The organism is Pedobacter anseongensis, from assembly GCF_037482965.1.
In the GTDB taxonomy this organism is placed as follows: Bacteria; Bacteroidota; Bacteroidia; order Sphingobacteriales; family Sphingobacteriaceae; genus Pedobacter; species Pedobacter anseongensis.
The window spans coordinates 561,682-581,124 of record NZ_JBBHKB010000004.1; the positions used below are offsets into that span (position 1 = coordinate 561,682).

Below are 19,443 nucleotides of genomic sequence, written 5' to 3' on the forward strand. Positions count from 1 at the left end.
AATTATTTATGGCAGAAGATTTAGAAAATCAAGAGAACGACAAAATTATTTCAATTAACATAGATGAGCAGATGAAATCTGCTTATATCGATTATTCGATGTCGGTTATCGTAAGTAGGGCTTTGCCTGATGTACGAGATGGCTTAAAGCCCGTGCATCGCCGTGTATTGTACGGTATGCTAGATTTGGGTTTAGGGGCCGGCAAACCGTACAAGAAATCAGCACGTATCGTAGGAGAGGTGCTTGGTAAGTATCACCCCCATGGCGATTCGTCTGTATATATGACCATGGTACGTATGGCACAAGAATGGAGCTTGCGCTATTTAATGGTTGAAGGACAAGGTAACTATGGTTCTATTGATGGTGATTCGCCTGCAGCAATGCGTTATACCGAAGCTCGTTTTCAGAAAATAGCAGAAGATATGCTCGCTGACATCAATAAGGATACTGTAGATTTTCAGTTAAACTTTGATGATTCATTACAAGAACCAACTGTTCTTCCAGCAAAAGTTCCAAATCTTTTAATTAATGGTTCATCCGGTATTGCCGTGGGTATGGCAACCAACATGGCACCACACAACATTACAGAGGTTATTAATGCTACGGTTGCGTATATCGACAACAATGAGATAACGATCCCTGAGTTGATGAAGTATGTTAAGGGGCCAGATTTCCCAACAGGAGCAATTATTTACGGGTATGCGGGAGTTCAGGATGCATTTGAAACGGGCAGAGGTCGAATTGTAATGCGTGCGAAAGCAGAAATTGAAACCGTTAAAGACAGAGAAACGATTATCGTTACCGAAATCCCTTACCAAGTTAATAAAGCCCAGATGATTGAGCGTACAGCTGAATTGGTTGGAGAGAAAAAATTAGAAGGCATTTCGAATATTAAGGATGAGTCGAATAAAGACGGAATTCGGATTGTATATGAAATTAAACGTGATGCAAATGCAAGTATCGTATTAAACAATTTATTTAAGCAAACTGCATTACAAACCTCTTTTAGTGTTAACAACATTGCATTGGTGCATGGTCGCCCGCAAATGTTAAACCTAAAAGACCTTATCCGTCATTTTGTTGATCACAGACATGAGGTAATTGTTCGTAGAACAAAATTCGAACTATTAGAGGCAGAAAAACGTGCTCATATTTTAGAAGGATTACTTATTGCGTTGGATCATATTGAGGAAGTTATCAAATTGATACGTGCTTCGAATACTCCAGAAGAAGCAAGATTAGGCTTAATGGAATCATTCGGTTTAAGCGATATTCAAGCAAGAGCGATTTTAGATATGACTTTACGTCGATTAACTGGTCTCGAGCGTGATAAAATCAAAGACGAGTATGCAGAATTGATGAAGACCATTGAGTACTTAAAATCTATTTTAGCAGATGAATCTTTACGTATGCAAATTATTAAGGATGAATTGGCCGAAATGATTGAAAAATATGGTGATGAGCGTAGAACAACCATTGTTCATTCAGCAGAAGACATGAGCATGGAAGATTTTATCGAAGACGAAGAAGTTGTCATCACTATTTCACATGAAGGTTACATCAAGCGTACTCCAGCATCAGAATATCGTACACAAGGAAGGGGAGGAAAGGGTTCGAAAGGTAGCGATTCGAGAAATGAAGATTTTATTGAACATTTACTAATTGCTTCTAACCATAATTATATGTTGTTCTTCACCGAAGCAGGGCGCTGTTTCTGGTTAAGAGTGTATGAAATTCCAGAAGGAAGTCGTCTAAGCAAAGGAAGAGCCCTACAAAATATCATCAACATACCAAAAGAAGAAAAAGTTAAAGCCTATATTAAAGTTAAAAATCTTAAAGATCAAGAGTATCTTGAGAACAACTTTATCATTATGTGTACCAAAAAAGGTACCATTAAAAAAACTTCTTTAGAAGCGTATTCTCGTCCACGTGTAAATGGTATTAATGCTATAAACATTAACGAGGGCGATCAACTGTTAGAGGCAAGTTTAACTACAGGAACCAGTGAAATTGTGATGGCATTACGCTCAGGTCGAGCAATTCGCTTTAACGAAAGTACGGTTAGACCAATGGGCAGAACCGCTACTGGAGTAAGAGGGGTTACGCTTGCGCATGATAAAGACGAGGTTGTAGGGATGATTGCCATTGATGATCCATCGGCTACAGTATTGGTAGTATCAGAAAAAGGATATGGCAAACGTACTGATATCGACGATTATCGCGTTACTAATAGAGGAGGAAAAGGGGTTAAGACGATAAATGTAACCGACAAAACTGGCGCACTTGTTGCTATTAAAAATGTAACCGATGCAGATGATTTAATGATTATCAACAAATCGGGTATTGTAATACGAATTGTCGTTAGTGAGTTAAGGGTAATGGGTAGAGCTACACAAGGCGTACGATTAATTACCCTAAAAGGAAGCGATGAGATTGCATCAGTAGCTAAGATTGAGCACGAAGACGAAGAAATAGAGGAAATTGACGATGCCGAGATTGTTGAAAATACAGCGGAAGCGGAAAATCAGCCTAAAAATAATAACAATCCTGATACTGAGGAAAAAATAGAAGAGAATTAATATAATTTAGAATAAAATTAAAATAAAGATGAAGAAAATAATTTTTAGTATATTATTCATGGGGGTTGCAACCTATGCTAATGCACAAAAGAGTGAAGTAGCTGAAGCAAAAAGACTATGGGGGATTTTTCAGTTCTCGATGAGTCAAGATCCGAATGCTCCTAAAATATCGGCTCCAAAAAAACGAATTCAAGCAGGCCCAGCAAGTACAGGTGGTTTCGGCGTTGATGGAAAAGGTGATACAAAAGTTGGTAAAACCATAGCGGCCAGAGGCAGTGCACCTCGTCCTACTGGTGAAGCACCTAAACTTTCTTTTGTTGATAAACAAATTGTTAGCTTAAAAGAGGGTCTAGTACACGTTAATAAAGCGTTGGAGCATGAAAAAACAAAAAACTTAGCCGAGTCATGGCTTTATAAAGCCTTATTTTCTTCTGCTATTGCGTATGTAGATACGCTTAATATGGATAATTCGCTTAAATATCAAAAAGATGCCGAAGAAGCCATTGAAAAAACCTTGGCCTTAGATACTAAGGGTGAATTTAAAGAAGATCTATCTGTTGCACAAGTAAATATCCGTAATACCATGGTGGGTAGGGGATTAAGAGCTTACAATGATAAGGATTATAATACATCTTATAATTACTTCATAGACGTACTTAAGAGGAACCCTCAAGACACTTCGATGTACCTAAATGCAGGCGTGATTGCAAAATTGGCTGGAAAATATCAAGAATCAGTTCAAAATTTCAAAAAGCTGGTAAACTTTAACGTTCCTGAATCTAAGAACTATTACTTAGAAATGATTAACATTACCTTAGAGCAACTTAAAGATACTACCTCAGCATTAGCATTAATTAGTGAGGCAAGTGCTAAGTTTCCAGACGACCCTCAGTTAATTGGTACTGAAACGGATATTTATATCCTTAGAGGAGATATCGCCAAATCTCAAGCATCGCTTCAAAAACTGATCGCTAAAGAGCCTAATAAATCGCTGTATCAATATCTAATGGGAGAAACTTATTACAAGCAGGCGTTAGGAATGCAGGAAGTGCGAAATAAAATTGACCTGAAGAGCACCGATCCTAAGAAAAAGAAGGAGAATGAGAAAGAATACGACGCGATCTCCGCTAAAATGATGGTTTTAATTGATCAAAGCTTGCCATTTTATAAAAAATCACACGAATTAGACCCAAAATTTGTTGCACCACTTGAATCTTTAAAGCAGATTTATGGTTTCAAAAATGATACAGCAAATTTCACAGACGTCAAGAAAAAATTGGATGCCCTTCCTCAAAACTAAGGTTCATTACAATTTTAGCTAAACCTAAAGAGGGACGATTAATTTTATCCCTCTTTTTTTATTATTTTACACCTAAATAGGATATTTATAATGAACAGATTATTGCCTTTCCTCTTTATCATATTTGTATTTTTTTTATCAGCGAATGCCCAAAAAACCCAAGTTTTATTAGCTCAAAATAGTGTTGGTAAACTAAAAGCTAGCATTGCAAAAAAAGAAGATGCAAAAAAGCAACTTTCTATATTAGGAGAGGGAATTAAAGCAATTGAAGCTGCACAAAAAGATAAAAAAACAAAAAATTGGCCAGAAACATGGGCCATCAAATCGTATTTGAGTTCTTACGTTGCGGTTATTGATGCAAACGAAGCAAATAGCGATCGATATTATGATTTAGCAGTAAAAGCACTAGATACAGCAAAAATTTTAGATAAATTTCAAGCAAACTCCGAATTAATCAAGGCCTCTACGTATAACATTAACGTAAAAAAATTAACTGAGGGGAACAAGGCTTATTCCCAAAATGATTTCTTAATGGCTTATACCATCTTAAAAGATGTAAGCGATTATTTACCAAAAGATACAATTCTTGCCACAAATGTTGGGCTTTGTGCACAGAAAATCCAAAACTACAATAAAGCCTTAACTTATTTTTTACGAGCAAAAGAGAATGGGGTAAGAAATCCGATTGTTCATCAAACCATTGCCAATTTGTATGTCTCAAGTTTCGAAAATGAATTAGCCATTAAATCACTTGAAGATGGCTTAAAACTTAACCCAGAAAATCCTCTTTTAACAAATGATTATATTAATCTATTGTTGGATAATGAGAAATATGAAAAGGCAATTAAAGCAATTAACGGCACATTAGGAACAGAGCGCCGTAGTAGTAAATTGCTCTATTTTCTTTTTGGTTATTTGCAGCAATCTCAACTTAAAAATTACACAGAAGCTGAAACCGCGTATAAAAAAGCATTAGCACTCGATCAAAACTATTTCGATGCCATGTACCAACTAGCACTAGTTTATGTTAGCAATGCCAATGAGGCACTAAAACAAAACAACAAACCAAAATTCACTAGTTTTGCTAACCGAGCAGAATTTACGTTATTGCGCGCACACGAGATTAATATAAACGATTTAAACACTATTCATCTTTTAATTGAAGTTTACACTCGAAAGAATAGGCTAGATAAGGTTCAAGAACTAAAAAGAAAACTAAACGAATTTTAGATTTTAATCAATACTACAGGTGAGTGAGGTATATTTAAATTTGAACTTAACATAATATTAATTATATGACAAAATATCATTATTTATTTCTACAAAAATCCGTAAGGATATTGTTTAAAATTATATTTTTACAGTAAACATTAAAATGAGCACAAAAAAATCAGCCCTAGGTTTCATATTTATTACCATATTAATCGACTGTATCGGTTTTGGAATCATTATCCCGGTTCTACCAAATCTAATAAAGGAGATTTCTGGTAAATCTTTGGCTGATGCATCTGAGTACGGAGGCTTATTATTAGTTGCTTATTCAATAGCTCAATTCATTTTCTCTCCAATTGTAGGCGGTTTAAGCGATAAATATGGAAGAAGACCGATTTTATTAATATCACTTTTGGGTCTAGGTATAGATTACATATTTTTATCATTTGCGCCTACTTTAGGTTGGTTATTTGTTGGAAGAGTTATTGCTGGAATTACAGGTGCTAGTTTTACCACTGCAATGGCCTACATCGCAGATATTAGTACCCCAGAAAAAAAAGCTCAAAATTTTGGAATGATCGGAGTTGCATTTGGAATTGGTTTCATCATAGGGCCATTAATTGGTGGCTTATTTAGCCATATGGGACTTAGGGTTCCATTCATGATTTCTGCAGGGTTGGCTTTATTGAACTGGTTATATGGTTATTTTATTTTGCCAGAATCATTAAAAAAAGAAAATCGTAGAGAATTTTCATGGAAAAGAGCCAATCCAATAGGCGCAATTATGAGCGTAGCTAAATTCCCTGCAATTATAGGATTGGTATTAGCTTTGTTATTGCTATTTATAGCAAGCCATTCTGTGCAATCAAATTGGGGCTACTATGTAATTGAAAAATTCAATTGGGATTCTTCAATGATTGGCTATTCATTAAGCATTGTAGGCGTTGCGGTAGCTGTTGTACAAGGGGGTTTAATTCGAATTATTATCCCAAAAATCGGAAATAAGAAAGCCATTATTTTGGGTTTAATTTTATACATCATAGGTTTCACCTGTTTTGCTTTTGCACCAAATGGCCTTATGATGATGATTTTTATTATTCCTTATTGTTTAGCTGGAATTGGAAATCCGGCAATGCAAAGTATTATTTCAAATCAAGTACCCAATAATGCTCAGGGCGAAATTCAAGGTATTGTTACAAGTATGCAAAGCGCTGGAGCAATTTTAGGCCCATTCTCCATGGCATATATCTTTGCGTACTTTATTGATAAAAGTAATGTGATATATTTTCCTGGTGCACCATTTATATTTAGTGTTTTACTTACATTAATTGCTTTGTTTATAGCTATTGCTGCGTTAATAAAGCATCACTAGAGTAATTCCGTGGCCAAATTTGCCAGTTCGCTCCTCTCCCCTTTCTGAAGCGTAATGTGCGCATACAGGGGATGATGTTTCGCGTTTTCAATGAGATACGATAAACCATTGCTCTCCGAATCAAGATAAGGCGTGTCAATCTGATAAATGTCTCCTGTAAATACAATTTTAGTATGCTCCCCTGCCCTCGAAATAATGGTTTTTATTTCATGGGGTGTTAAATTTTGGGCCTCATCCACAATGAAAAATATCTTCGTAATGGTACGCCCTCTGATAAATGCTAGTGGCGCAATGGCAATCTTTTCAGTTCTGATCAATTCATCAATCCGAAATAACATTTTTTCATCCTGCGCAAATTGTTCTTTTATAAATTTTAAGTTATCCCAAATTGGAGCCATATAAGGGTCTACTTTAGCTTTTACATCACCAGGTAAGTAACCAATATCTTTATTACTGAGCGGAACAATTGGTCGTGTAATGTAAATTTGTCTAAAATTTTTTCGTTGTTCTAAAGCGCTCGCTAAAGCCAATAAGGTTTTACCGGTACCCGCATTTCCTTGTATGGTAACTAATTTTATCTCGGGATTTAGCAAAGCATCGATTGCGAACGATTGCTCAGCATTCTTAGGAATGATATTAAAAACTTTTTCTTGATTTATTTTTCGTAAACGCTTTGTCGTTACATCAAAAAAAGCAATTGAATTTTTTTTCTTATGCTTTAAGGTATAGAAATGATTTCGATCGGTATAATTCAAATTAACTCCTGTTGAGCGAATTGAACCCTCTCTTCTTAACTCATCAATTAGTTCCGAATCACATAAAAAATCTGTTTTTCCGGTATAAAGTTCATCTAGATTTTTAATTTTTCCTGTTTCATAATCCTCCGCATATAGATCTAGCGATTTTGCTTTTAAACGTAAACAAATATCTTTTGAAACTAAAATAACCTTGCTCTCTGGATTTTCTTCTTTTAAGACTAAGGCAGAATTTAAAATTCGGTGATCAAACTTTCCTTTCCCAAATAAGGTCTCGGCATTTAAGACTTTCGGATTTTCGTTCAAAATAATCTTAATTCTACCTAGACTTTTTTTATGGATTGGAAACCAATCATTTATCGAGTTGTTTTTTGCTGCGATATCGATTAGGCGAATAAAACTTCTAGCTTCAAAATTTCGCGTATCATTTCCACTTTTAAAATTATCTAGTTCTTCTAAAACCAATACGGGAATAGCAACATAATGTTCTTGAAAATTATTTATAGCATCGTGATCATAGAGAATAACCGAAGTATCTAAAACGAATATTTTTTTTGGAAAATCTTTTTTTGACATGGTGATTTAAAATTACCATTTAGCATTTAAAGATTATAGTTTATTTGAGAATAAAAGGCTTAAAAGCAAAACGGAGATCCGCGTCTTTCGATTTGGTTCTCCGTTTTAACCTTTTAGTTAACCGTAGTTAATTAGAAGGCACCAATACGATTTACTTAACCCGTTCGTGGTTGTAGTTTTCTTGCGAATCCTACTACTCGTTTACTTATGATTGATGTTTGCTTTACTCCGTAAAATGCCACAATCTACAATCATGTTCGATATTAGTTACCAAATGAACCATCGGTTTTGCAACCGGTTAGTCCTTCTAAACCTATCTGCCCTTGCGAGTGATCGAGTTTATATTACTCCATTCTTTTACATGCTATCTACCTTGCGGCTTCTTAATGTAAAACCGATTTTGCATCTTGCAATGCGTATCAGATTTGAATAACTGTTGAACGATCCCAAAAATTTTAGTCTTGCGACTTCATTTTTGTTTTGGATTGTTCTATCAAACTGTCAAAGTACTTCGTTATTGATATCATCTAATTTAGGGTGCAAATCGATAATTGACAAGAAAAATCGAATTATTTTATTAACAAGTTTTGCACTTTTAATTCAGCCTTATCAACATTAAAAATGCATAAGATCTTTAGCTTAAATTACCATTATTCGAATATAGTGAAAGGTTATTAACATTAAGAATTGGTCACATTATTCACATTTCTCTATTTTTTACCCAATCTTATACTTATAAATTCTGCCTATTTTTCACCTCTCCTGCTAAAAAATTAATAATTCATCTCGAAATTAACAATAAAATTGGTGCGCAATACTGTAGATTTGTATATGCTTAACAGGCCAATTCGAAATATCCATGACTTTCTATTAAGCACCTATTTTGCTGATGGGTTAAGGATCACATTCGGTGTACTGTGCCCCTCTTTAATTATGGCGCAATTTGGAATGCTTCAATATGGTATGACCTTATCTTTAGGAGCATTATGCGTTAGTGTTGTCGATTCCCCTGGACCAATTGTTCACCGTAGAAATGCCATGCTCATCACCACTGGGCTTATCGTAATCATTTCTATTTTAGTGGGCATAACCAACAAAAATATCTACGTTACGGGCACACTACTAGTGATTTGCAGTTTTGTATTTTCCATGCTTTTTTTATACGGAGCACGTGCTGCATCGATCGGAACATCAGTTCTCCTAATTATGGTGCTAAGTATAGACGACATTAGACCTTGGAAAGAAGTAATTTTGTATGCAATGCTCATTTTCTGCGGAAGCATTTGGTATACAATGCTCAGCTATTTCATATACAGAATTCGCCCCTACCGACTAGTTCAGCAAACTTTAAGCGATTCTATATATGAGGTAAGCATATTTTTAAGGGCAAAGGCAAAATTTTATCACCAAGGTATAAATTATGAAAAAAATTATGCCGAATTATTGCAATTACAAGTAATCGTACACGAAAAACAAGAGGAAGTTAGAGAAGTTCTCTTCAAAACAAGAGAAATAGTAAATGAATCGACCCCAGAAGGACGATTTTTATTACTTGTTTTTATAGATATGGTCGATTTATTCGAACAAATTATGTCGACCTATTATAATTACAAACAATTACATCAACAGTTTGATGAAGTGGGAATTCTGACCCATTATGAAAAAGTAATTTATAAACTTGCCGATTCTTTAGAAGATATTGCCTTTGCCTTAAAAACTGGTGGCATTCCTAACCTATCAATAGGCTTAGCCGAAGATATTGAACAGCTTAAACAAGAAATTTTAGTATTGGAGAAAAACAAAATAAACCACGACTATAATACTTTAGGCTTAATTGCACTTAAAAACATTGAAGTTAATATTGAAAATATTTTAGCAAGAGTTAAAACCATTAACAGTTATTTTAACGAGAAAGAAAAGAAAAAGCTAAAAAGGAACGATATTGATATAAATAAATTTGTGACTAGGCAAAATTTTGATATTAAATTGTTTCGTGAGAATTTAACTTTTAGTTCTTCAACATTTAGGCATTCTTTGCGTGTAGCCATTGCAATGTTGATTGGCTTTGTAGTAGCCAAAAGCTTTGATTTCGCACATAGTTACTGGATTTTGCTCACTATTTTAGTAATATCAAAACCAGGTTATACCCTAACCAAACAACGAAATTATGAGCGTTTAATCGGTACTATAGCAGGTGCTTTTATCGGAATGGGCATTTTAGTTTACGTTAACGATAAAAATGCTTTATTTGTAATCTTGCTAATTTGCATGATTGGGAGTTATAGTTTTCAACGCAAAAATTATGTTGTTAGCGTACTATTTATGACACCTTATATATTAGTGCTATTCGATTTTTTGGGAATGGGGAGTCTTTCCCTTGCCAGAGAACGAATATACGATACGTTGATCGGATCTGGAATAGCCGTATTAGCAAGCTATTCTTTGTTCCCTAACTGGGAACATGAGAAACTTAAAGTGGCAATGGTGGGTATCATAAAAGCGAACATGAATTATTTCGAACAGGTTACCCTATTATATTTTGAAAAACATAATAGCTTAACAAAATATAAAGTTGCACGAAAAGAAGTTTATGTAAATACGGCCAATCTGGCTTCCTTGTTTCAACGGATGTTCTCTGAACCAAAAAGTAAGCAATTATATATTAAAGAGCTGCATCAATTTACGGTACTCAATCATTTGCTTTCATCGTACGTAGCAACACTGTCACTTTTCTACCGAGAACATGATTATACACATATTAATTTTGAGGAATTAAAACCAGTATCAACCAATACCATTTATCTACTTTCTCAATCGGAGGAAAATTTAATCGTTAATAAAGAGGAAATCAGTAACGTTCCTTTAATCCGACGAAAAATTTCTCCTGAATTAGATGCAGCTAATGAGAATATGATGATTGCGGAGCAATTTGAACTCATCCAGAAAGTGGCCTATGATATATTTAAATTAACAGAGAAGATAAAAGCGTAGTTAATCGCATTTCTTAAAACTTCTCGCCCCCCGTTTTGTTGTATTATCATGGAAAAGTTATATACCGCATCAGTAATCGCTACCGGCGGAAGAGATGGTCACGTTAAATCAAGTGATGGCGTTCTAGATTTAGAATTAAGAAAACCAAAAGAACTCGAGGGTCAAGGAGGTACAACCAACCCTGAACAATTATTTGCGGCCGCATGGGGCGCATGTTATTTAGGGGCTTTAGGTAGTGTTGCGGCACGCGATGGAATCGATATAACCGATGCAAACGTAAATGTTCAAATTTCTTTTAATAAAGACGGAAGTGCTTTTGCATTGTCGGCCGATCTTGATGTTCATGTTCCTGGAATAGCACATGATGAGGTGCAACAACTTGCTGAGAAAGCACACAAGACCTGCCCCTATTCAAAAGCAACACGAGGAAATATTGAAGTTAGAGTTACCGCAGTATAGCTTATTTTAATGTACTTCTGCTAAAAATATGATATTCTCCTGGTGCTAATGTGGCAGCATAAGTAGCGCTAGCTAGATTTATGGAATTTCCAACGGCATCTACCCAAGCACCGGAAGATCCAAAATCTATGCTGGCAGTCTGACTGACTACATCAAAGTTCCCCACTACCACAACGGTGTTGGTTCCTTCCGTTAGCTTAATGTATTTAATGGCATTAGCCAAGTTATAGTTAACATTGGCAGTATTAAAAATAGAATTGTTCCTTTTTAGCTTGATAAATTTTGCATAAGCATCATATAATGCTTTGCGATTAACATCGGTATAATATTCCCATTTAATTGGCTTATCGCCCGTTCTACCATTATAATCTATATTAACATCATATCCTAATTCTCCAAATTGCCATACCATTTTTGGGCCAGGTATACTAAACAAAAATGCAGCAGCTAACTCTTCACGTTTTAGCGAAGTAACAAGATTTCCTTTGATAACATAATTACCAGCTGCATTTCCAAAAGAAATGTTCTTATAATTTAGCCTCTCTTCATCGTGGCTCTCGCCAAAACTTATCAAATTTTCGGATTTGCTAAAATTGTGACGTGTAAAAAATCCCCAAGAAAAATCAGAACTGGCAAGCCAGCCCATTGTCGCTTCGTTTATGTTGTAATTCAGATTTGCCCAAAGCATCATGCCTTCATCGGCTAAAATCTTTTCCTCTGCAACATCTGCAAAATGCTCTAAGATAACATAGAAGTTGTTCGGATCTATACTCTTTATATAGTTATTATACTCTTTCCAAATGGCTATCCGACTCGCATCCATCGCACTAAATGTTGCATCGTTATTGGAAGAATTTTGTGTAAATCCTTTTGAAAGATCGAAACGAAAACCATCAATTTTATAGTTCTGCATCCAAAATTTAATCACATTCTTCGCAAAATATTTTGTCGCCGCACTTTCATGGTTAAAGTCGTAACCAACATTATAAGGATGCTTGGGATCTACATTAAACCAAGGACTATTTGAGGTGGGTTTGCTGCCATCAAAATACAGTTGTACCATTGGGGATTGACCAAAGGAATGATTTAATACCATATCTAATATAACTGCAATACCCTTACCATGGCATTCATCAATAAAATTTTTCAATGCTATTTTAGTTCCATAATATTTATCCGGCGCAAAATAAAACGATGGATTATAACCCCAGCTTAGATTACCTTCAAATTCGTTAACCGGCATTAATTCGATTGCATTTATACCAAGGCCTACTAAATAATCTAATTTTTGCAACGTGGATGCATACGTATGTTCGGTTGTAAAATCCCTAATTAACAACTCATATATTACTAGATTATTTTTTTCTGGTCTGGTAAACGAATTATTTTTCCACGTATAGGTTGGTTGGTTAGCCTGTAGCACACTTACAATTCCTGTAGTTTTACCCGTTGGGTAGCTCATTAAATTTGGGTACACTGTAGCTGAAATATATTTATCATTTGCTTCATCTAATATTTTCTCACAATATGGATCAGCAACCTTTAAATTTCCATTCACTAAAAATTGATAACCATATTCAGTATTGGCGTTCAGATTATCTATTTGAACCCACCATGTTTGATCGTCGTTTGCTTTCTTCATAGGTGAGGCTGTGGAAGACCAATTGTTAAAATCTCCAATTACCGCTACCGATGTCTTTCCAGGAGCATATAAGGTAAAGATCGCTGAAGTTCCATTGTTAATAAATGTAACCCCATCTTTAGCACCAGAAGGAAGGTCTGTAGCTGGGTTTGTTGGGTTTGTAGGAATAGCTATTGGGGGTGTTGAACTTTTTTTACAGGCAACTATTAACGTAAAAAGAAGTAAAATATATATTATTTTTTTCATGCGTATACTTGTATTTAAAGGTGATAAACTACTTTAAACTGATCTATTTTCTTCTACTTCGAGCTGAGCTGTTAAAATATCATTTACTCGCTTTGGTTCTTTGATAAATACAAAGCAGATCATTGCGGCTAAAATCATCAATGCACCACCTATTTGAACGGCTAAAAGGCGATCGTTATTTAAGACATTGCGCATTAACCAACCAAAACCCAATGAGGCCATAATTTCAGGTAATACGATAAAAAAATTAAAAATACCCATATAAATACCAATTTTATTCTTTGGTAGCGAGCCACTTAACATGGCGTATGGCATGGATAGGATGCTTGCCCAAGCAATTCCAACCCCAGTCATACATAAATACAACATATTTTTATCATGCACCCAGGCTACACTAATCAATCCAATCGCACCACAAATTAAACAGAGTGCGTGTGTATTTTTTCTACCTAACGAATCGGCAATTTTAGGTAAAACCAAAGCAAATAGAAAGGTAATCACACTATAGAAAGCAAGCGTTAAGCTACCAAAATCAGCTCCTTGAGCATATACAGGATCGCTTGCATCTTTACCTCCAAAAACGTTGATCGCTACCGCAGTGGTATAATAGAACCACATAAGAAATAAGCCCGGCCAAGTAAAAAATTGAACCAACGATACAATTTTCATTCTTTTGGGCATATGAACTAAGGCATGCATAATTTCTTTCGCTCCCCCAAAAAAACCTTTATTGCTTTCTCGAACTTTCTCTTTAAAGTTTACATCCGAAGGCGGATATTCTTTGGTTGTAAAAACGGTATATAGAACGGCAGCAAAAAAGAAAAAAGCACCAATGTAAAAGGAGAATTTTACGTTTTCGGGAATACTGCCCTGCACGGCTGTATTTTCCAAATGGAAAATATTTTTCATCAACCATGGGAGTGACGAGGCTACACTTCCACCCAAACCAATCATCAAACTTTGCATAATGAAGCCTCTATTTACTTGGCTATCCGGTAATTTATCGGTCACAAATGCACGAAAAGGTTCCATTGCAATGTTTCCAAAAACATCTAAAATCCACAAAAGGCCTGCAGCCATCCATATCACACTACTATGTGGCATAAATAACAGCGCAATACTGCTTATAATTGCACCAATCATAAAATAAGGCCTTCTTCTACCCCATCTTGGATGCCAAGTACGATCGCTCATATAGCCAACTATAGGTTGAACCAATAAGCCTGTCAATGGCGCAGCCAAGAATAATAAAGGCACTTGATCTGCATTGGCCCCTAAATTCTCGTAGATTCTGCCCATGTTAGCGCGTTGTAAATCCCAGCCAAATTGTATACCAAAAAAGCCTACGCTCATATTGATAATTTGGACGAGCGATAATTTAGGGTTTTCTGTTATTGATTTCATCTGTTTATAATTTTGTTTTTAGTTGTCAGATGTTCCTTACCATGAGTAAATTATCATTCCCTTGTGTGTTTAATGATAATTTAATTATGGGCGGTTCATGTGTGTTGCATTGGTTTAGAACTGGATGATTTGTGCAGAAGCTGGTAAAACGTTTACCGGTATTTTATGTTTAGTTGCGCCTTCTATCTTTTTATTCGTCAATAAGTCTTCGGTAAGCCTAGATTGCTTTATACTTAAAATTTCTTTGGGAATAATAAGGTCTGTGGTTATTGCCTTATGTCTATCAAAATTAGCAATGATTAATAACCTTTGATTTGCTGTATAGCGGATATAGGCATACATTTTTGTGTTCATTTTTACACTACTCACTTCTACGATTTCACCTTTTACAATTGCCTCACTTTGTGCAGTAATTTGAAGTAATTTTTGATAAAAATTTCTTATGCTTTTTTGATTTTCGGATAATTGTTTACCATCAAACGCTCCATTATTCATCCATTTTTGATGATTGGGAACACCCCAATAGTCGAATATGGTTGTCCTTCCATTTTGCAGATCATCGCCTATAAAACCTTCTGAAATACCTGCTGGTTCTCCGTGTTCTTGACCAAAATAGAGCATTACAGGCCCAGTTCCTAAAGTTGCAGCAACTACCATTGCTGGAAAACTAAATTCAGCTTTCCCAGCAAATGCTTTTGAAGCTACTCTTTCTTCATCGTGATTTTCGATGAATCTAACCATCTTATCGCCAAAGCCTGCACTTTCTACTTTCCATACTTTTGATATATCGTTTACATCAGCATTCGGTTCGTTTTTTATCAATCTTTTTAAACCGTCGTACAAGCCCACTTTATCATATAGATAATCGAATTTACCTTGCGTTAAGTACTGCCGATAAGCTTTTGGGTTATAAGCTTCGGCCATAAATATTAACTCAGGTTTAATTATTTTTACCTGCGGAATAACCCATTCCCAAAATTCAACAGGAACCATTTCTGCAACATCGCATCGAAAGCCATCCACTCCTTTTTTTGCCCAAAATGTTAATATATCACGCATTTTAATCCACACCGGAGGTACTGGATTAAAATGGGCTATTTCTTTACCATTACGATATTCGATGCCATAATTTAACTTTACCGTTTCATACCAATCGTTAGCAGATGGAGAAGCCGAAAAAACAGTATTTCCGGTAGCTTTGGCAGGAAATTCAGTAAATTTCCCATCCATCAACTTCTTTAATGGACTATTTAATTCGTTTATGTTTTCGGGAACCTGGAAGGGTTCATTTGGGATATAATAGAAATCGTTTTGAGTGCTAAATGCAATCGTTTTATCATCATTTGAACCAAAATCAACCACATTTTTTGGTTTTGCTTTTGAATAATAGCTTCTGGCTACATGATTTGGAACAAAATCTATTAAAACCTTAATGCCTTTAGTATGTGTACGTTTAATTAAAGCTTCAAATTCGATCATTCTATTGTCAACATTTATCGCTAAATCAGGGTCAACATCGTAATAATCTCTTATTGCATAAGGAGAACCCGCTCTGCCTTTAACCACATCCGCATCATCAGGCTTGATTCCATAGTTTGAGTAATCAGTTAAACTGGCATGAGCTAAAACCCCTGTATACCAAATGTAATTTACATGGAGCGCTTTTAAACCGTCGAGCGCACGATTAGTAATATCATTAAATTTACCGCTCCCATTTTGGGCAATGGTACCATAAGGGATATTTGCCGTTTTCTTATTACCAAAGTAACGTGGTAATAGCTGGTAGATAACTATTTTTTTGGCGTGTTGCCCGAACGTAGAAGTTACAATGCAAGCCGTCATAAAAATAATCATTATCAACTGTTTATGGATTTTATTTAACCTTTTCATGTAGATTACACCAGTTCGGTATTTTTAATTTCGATTTGCCTATTTCCAGTAATTTTATAATTTTGGTTTGCAACACAAATTTCTAAATCAACTGTAGTTAGATTACTGATTGTCATTCCACCCTCCATAATTTTTACCTTTAAAATCACTCCTCTAAACCCTATTGTGAATGAAAACGACTTCCATTTGGCTGGTAAAAAGGGATTAAATTCTAGCCTATCATTTTTAACTCTCATGCCAGCAAATCCTTCTACCATACTCATCCATGTACCTGCCATAGAGGTAATGTGTAAACCGTCTTCGGTATCGTTATTATAATCGTCTAAATCTAAACGTGCTGTACGTAGATAAAACTCGTATGCTTTTGCTTCATCTTTTAGTTTTGCGGCTAAAATACTGTGTACACAGGGTGATAAAGAACTTTCATGTACCGTACGTGGTTCATAGAAATCAAAATTTCTTTTTAAAGTATGAAAATCATAGTCTTCTTCAAAGAAATATAATCCCTGCAATACATCTGCTTGTTTAATAAAACAAGAACGAAGAATACGGTCCCAACTCCATTTTTGATTAATTGGTCTTTCGCTAGGCGATAAATTTTTTACTAAAATTTGTTCTTTATCTAAATAGCCATCCTGTTGAAGAAAGATACCTTTTTCTTCATCAAAAGGATAATACATTTTATCAACAATTTTTGCCCAATCCTCTACTTCAGATTCCTTAAAATTTAGCTTAGTTAAAAGGGAGTTTAGTTTTTCTGGATTTATCCCACGAACAATTTCAAGTGCTTGAGCAGTATATTTTAAACACCAAGTTGCTAGAATATTAGTATACCAATTGTTGTTTACATTATTTTCGTATTCATTTGGGCCTGTAACGCCGAGCATCACATATTTTTGCTTTTCGACGCTCCAATTTACCCGTTGTTTCCAAAAACGAGCTATAGCAATTAATACTTCGAGGCCAAAATCAATTATGTAAGTAACATCGCCTGTATAACGCACATAATTATAAATGGCAAAGGCGATAGCTCCATTTCTATGAATTTCTTCGAATGTAATTTCCCATTCATTATGGCATTCTTCACCATTAATGGTTACCATTGGAAATAATGCCGCACCCTCTTTAAAACCTAATTTCTCAGCATTTTCGATGGCTTTATCAAGTTGCTTATAACGATAGATTAATAAATTCTTGCTTACCTCTTGCGGTGCAGTTGCTAAATAAAAAGGAACACAATATGCCTCAGTATCCCAGTAGGTCGAACCTCCGTATTTTTCGCCTGTAAAACCTTTTGGGCCAATATTTAATCGATCATCTTTTCCTGTATAGGTTTGAAATAATTGATAAATATTGAAGCGTATAGCTTGCTGAGCAGCAATATCCCCTTCGATAATGATATCGCTATGTTCCCATTTTTTTGCCCAAGCCTCCCTTTGTTCGTCTAATAAAGTAGCGAAACCTTTTTTAGCTGCTTTAGCAACAGCATTTTTAGTTTGCGCTAACAATTCGGTTTTTGGATAATTTTGTGAACAAAGATTAGCAACAATTTTTATTAATGAAATTTTTTCATTTGCATTAATGTTGATGGTATATTGTTGAGCAATAAATTTCTCTTTACGGATATCTTTTCCCCTAACGTTAAGTATTTCTTCATTTCTGTAAATCGATACCATACTACCAGTACAAACTTCGAAATGTGTTTTTTTAGTCCTTAAAGTTAAGTAAGCTTCATAGTTTGTGATTTCGTCATCTACAAGTTCCCAAAATTTTTCATCATAGTTACTGTCCTGATTTTTTATGTCGCCATCAATAAATGGCATAATTTTTAATTCAGCGTTAAAATTTAAAGGTGTAATTTGATATTCAATGGCGCCTATTTCATCATCCGCAATACTACAAAAACGGGTTGATTTAATTTCTACCTTTTTTCCGCTTGGCAATTTAGCAATGAAGTTCCGTGCTAAATACCCTTGATTCATATTTAATACTCGACTAAATTTGCTTATTTCGGCGGTAGCGAGATCTAAAACCTCATCATCAAATTTAACCTCTATCCCGATCCAATTTGCTGCATTTAATACTTTTGCAAAGTATTCGGGATACCCATTCTTCCACCAGCCCACTCGTGTTTTATCAGGATAGTAAACACCAGCAATATAATTACCAAGTAAAGTTTCTCCAGAATACGTTTCTTCAAAATTTGCACGTTGCCCCATTCGGCCATTTCCGATGCTAAATATGCTTTCCGAAATTTTATTTAAATGTGGATCAAAGCCTTCTTCTATAATATTCCACTCGTCTGCTTTAATATAGCTCTTCATCTATAACCTCTCTAAATCTTCTATTGTTAATTTGTCTAAGCCACTTACAACAAGATCAGCTTTAACAAGAATATTTTTTGTACCTATTCCAATTGCTTTCATACCTCCTGCTTTGGCGGCTTCGATACCAGCAACGGCATCCTCAAAAACAACACATTCACTTGTTTGTACCCCCAAAAGTTGAGCTCCTTTTATAAATACATCAGGATCAGGTTTTGATTTTGTAACACTATTCCCATCCACTATTTCGTGAAAGAAATGTGCCAAATTAGTTTTTTCCAGTATCAGCGCAGCATTTTTACTTGCAGAACCTAACGCGAGCTTATATCCGGCATTTGTGATGGTAGTTAAAAATTCTACCGTTCCTGGTAACACTTCGCTGGGGGTAATGTTTGTAATCATTTCTACGTACCACGCATTTTTTTGCGTAGCTAATTCTTGTTTTTCGCCATCTGTTTTAGTGACGTTACCCCAAGCTAGGATTTTAGCTAGACTTTCTATTCTGCTAATGCCTTTAAGTTGCTCGTTTTGTTCTTCTGTAAAATCAAAACCCATCGCGTTTGCCAAACGTTTCCAAGCTTTATAATGATAAACAGCAGTATCTACTAAAACCCCATCTAAATCAAATAGACATGCTTTAATACTCGATGTTATTTTTGGTATGGTATTGGTTTCTGGTTGCATTTTTTATTC

General features: G+C 35.3%; 12 protein-coding genes. 6 read left to right on the forward strand and 6 right to left on the reverse strand.

Annotation, left to right across the window (positions count from 1 at the left end; translation table 11 throughout):
* The first annotated feature begins 8 nt into the window (after nt 1–8).
* From gyrA to WG904_RS16530, 4 genes are all read left to right on the forward strand, one after another.
* On the forward strand, nt 9–2,579 hold the full coding sequence (gene gyrA / locus WG904_RS16515) for a DNA gyrase subunit A (protein ID WP_339580441.1): 2,571 nt from the start codon (nt 9–11) through the stop codon (nt 2,577–2,579).
* A 28-nt stretch (nt 2,580–2,607) separates the two neighbouring features.
* The gene (locus WG904_RS16520) at nt 2,608–3,879 is read left to right on the forward strand and encodes a tetratricopeptide repeat protein (RefSeq protein ID WP_339580442.1); all 1,272 of its coding nucleotides are present in this window, start codon (nt 2,608–2,610) and stop codon (nt 3,877–3,879) included.
* A gap of 90 nt (nt 3,880–3,969) precedes the next feature.
* The gene (locus tag WG904_RS16525; protein ID WP_339580443.1) at nt 3,970–5,109 is read left to right on the forward strand and encodes a tetratricopeptide repeat protein; all 1,140 of its coding nucleotides are present in this window, start codon (nt 3,970–3,972) and stop codon (nt 5,107–5,109) included.
* 145 nt (nt 5,110–5,254) lie between these two features.
* Nucleotides 5,255–6,463: a TCR/Tet family MFS transporter gene (locus WG904_RS16530; protein ID WP_339580444.1), complete on the forward strand. Its 1,209-nt coding sequence runs from the start codon at nt 5,255–5,257 to the stop codon at nt 6,461–6,463.
* On the opposite strand, the gene WG904_RS16535 is transcribed toward WG904_RS16530, so the two are convergent.
* Entirely contained in the window at nt 6,460–7,794 is a 1,335-nt protein-coding gene (locus tag WG904_RS16535; RefSeq protein WP_339580445.1) for a PhoH family protein, read from the reverse strand. The two genes, WG904_RS16530 and WG904_RS16535, sit on opposite strands and share 4 nt — an antisense overlap.
* Before the next feature lie 807 nt (nt 7,795–8,601).
* On the opposite strand from WG904_RS16535, the gene WG904_RS16540 reads away from it, so the two are divergent.
* Nucleotides 8,602–10,785, forward strand: coding sequence for an FUSC family protein (locus WG904_RS16540; protein WP_339580446.1), 2,184 nt, complete (start codon nt 8,602–8,604; stop codon nt 10,783–10,785).
* Between the two features lie 48 nt (nt 10,786–10,833).
* A complete protein-coding gene (locus WG904_RS16545) occupies nt 10,834–11,244 on the forward strand; it encodes an organic hydroperoxide resistance protein (RefSeq protein ID WP_339580447.1) in 411 nt (136 codons plus the stop codon).
* A gap of 1 nt (nt 11,245) precedes the next feature.
* On the opposite strand, the gene WG904_RS16550 is transcribed toward WG904_RS16545, so the two are convergent.
* From WG904_RS16550 to pgmB, 5 genes are all read right to left on the reverse strand, one after another.
* Nucleotides 11,246–13,132 carry an alpha-amylase family glycosyl hydrolase gene (locus tag WG904_RS16550; protein WP_339580448.1) on the reverse strand — a complete coding sequence of 629 codons (1,887 nt, stop codon included), beginning with the start codon at nt 13,130–13,132 and terminating at the stop codon, nt 11,246–11,248.
* Nucleotides 13,133–13,165: 33 nt separating this feature from the next.
* A complete protein-coding gene (locus WG904_RS16555) occupies nt 13,166–14,536 on the reverse strand; it encodes an MFS transporter (protein ID WP_339580449.1) in 1,371 nt (456 codons plus the stop codon).
* A 114-nt stretch (nt 14,537–14,650) separates the two neighbouring features.
* Nucleotides 14,651–16,426, reverse strand: coding sequence for an alpha-amylase family protein (locus WG904_RS16560; RefSeq protein WP_339580450.1), 1,776 nt, complete (start codon nt 16,424–16,426; stop codon nt 14,651–14,653).
* 5 nt (nt 16,427–16,431) lie between these two features.
* The gene (locus WG904_RS16565) at nt 16,432–18,750 is read right to left on the reverse strand and encodes a glycoside hydrolase family 65 protein (protein ID WP_339580451.1); all 2,319 of its coding nucleotides are present in this window, start codon (nt 18,748–18,750) and stop codon (nt 16,432–16,434) included.
* Entirely contained in the window at nt 18,751–19,434 is a 684-nt protein-coding gene (gene pgmB / locus WG904_RS16570) for a beta-phosphoglucomutase (RefSeq protein WP_339580452.1), read from the reverse strand.
* Between the last annotated feature and the right edge of the window lie 9 nt (nt 19,435–19,443).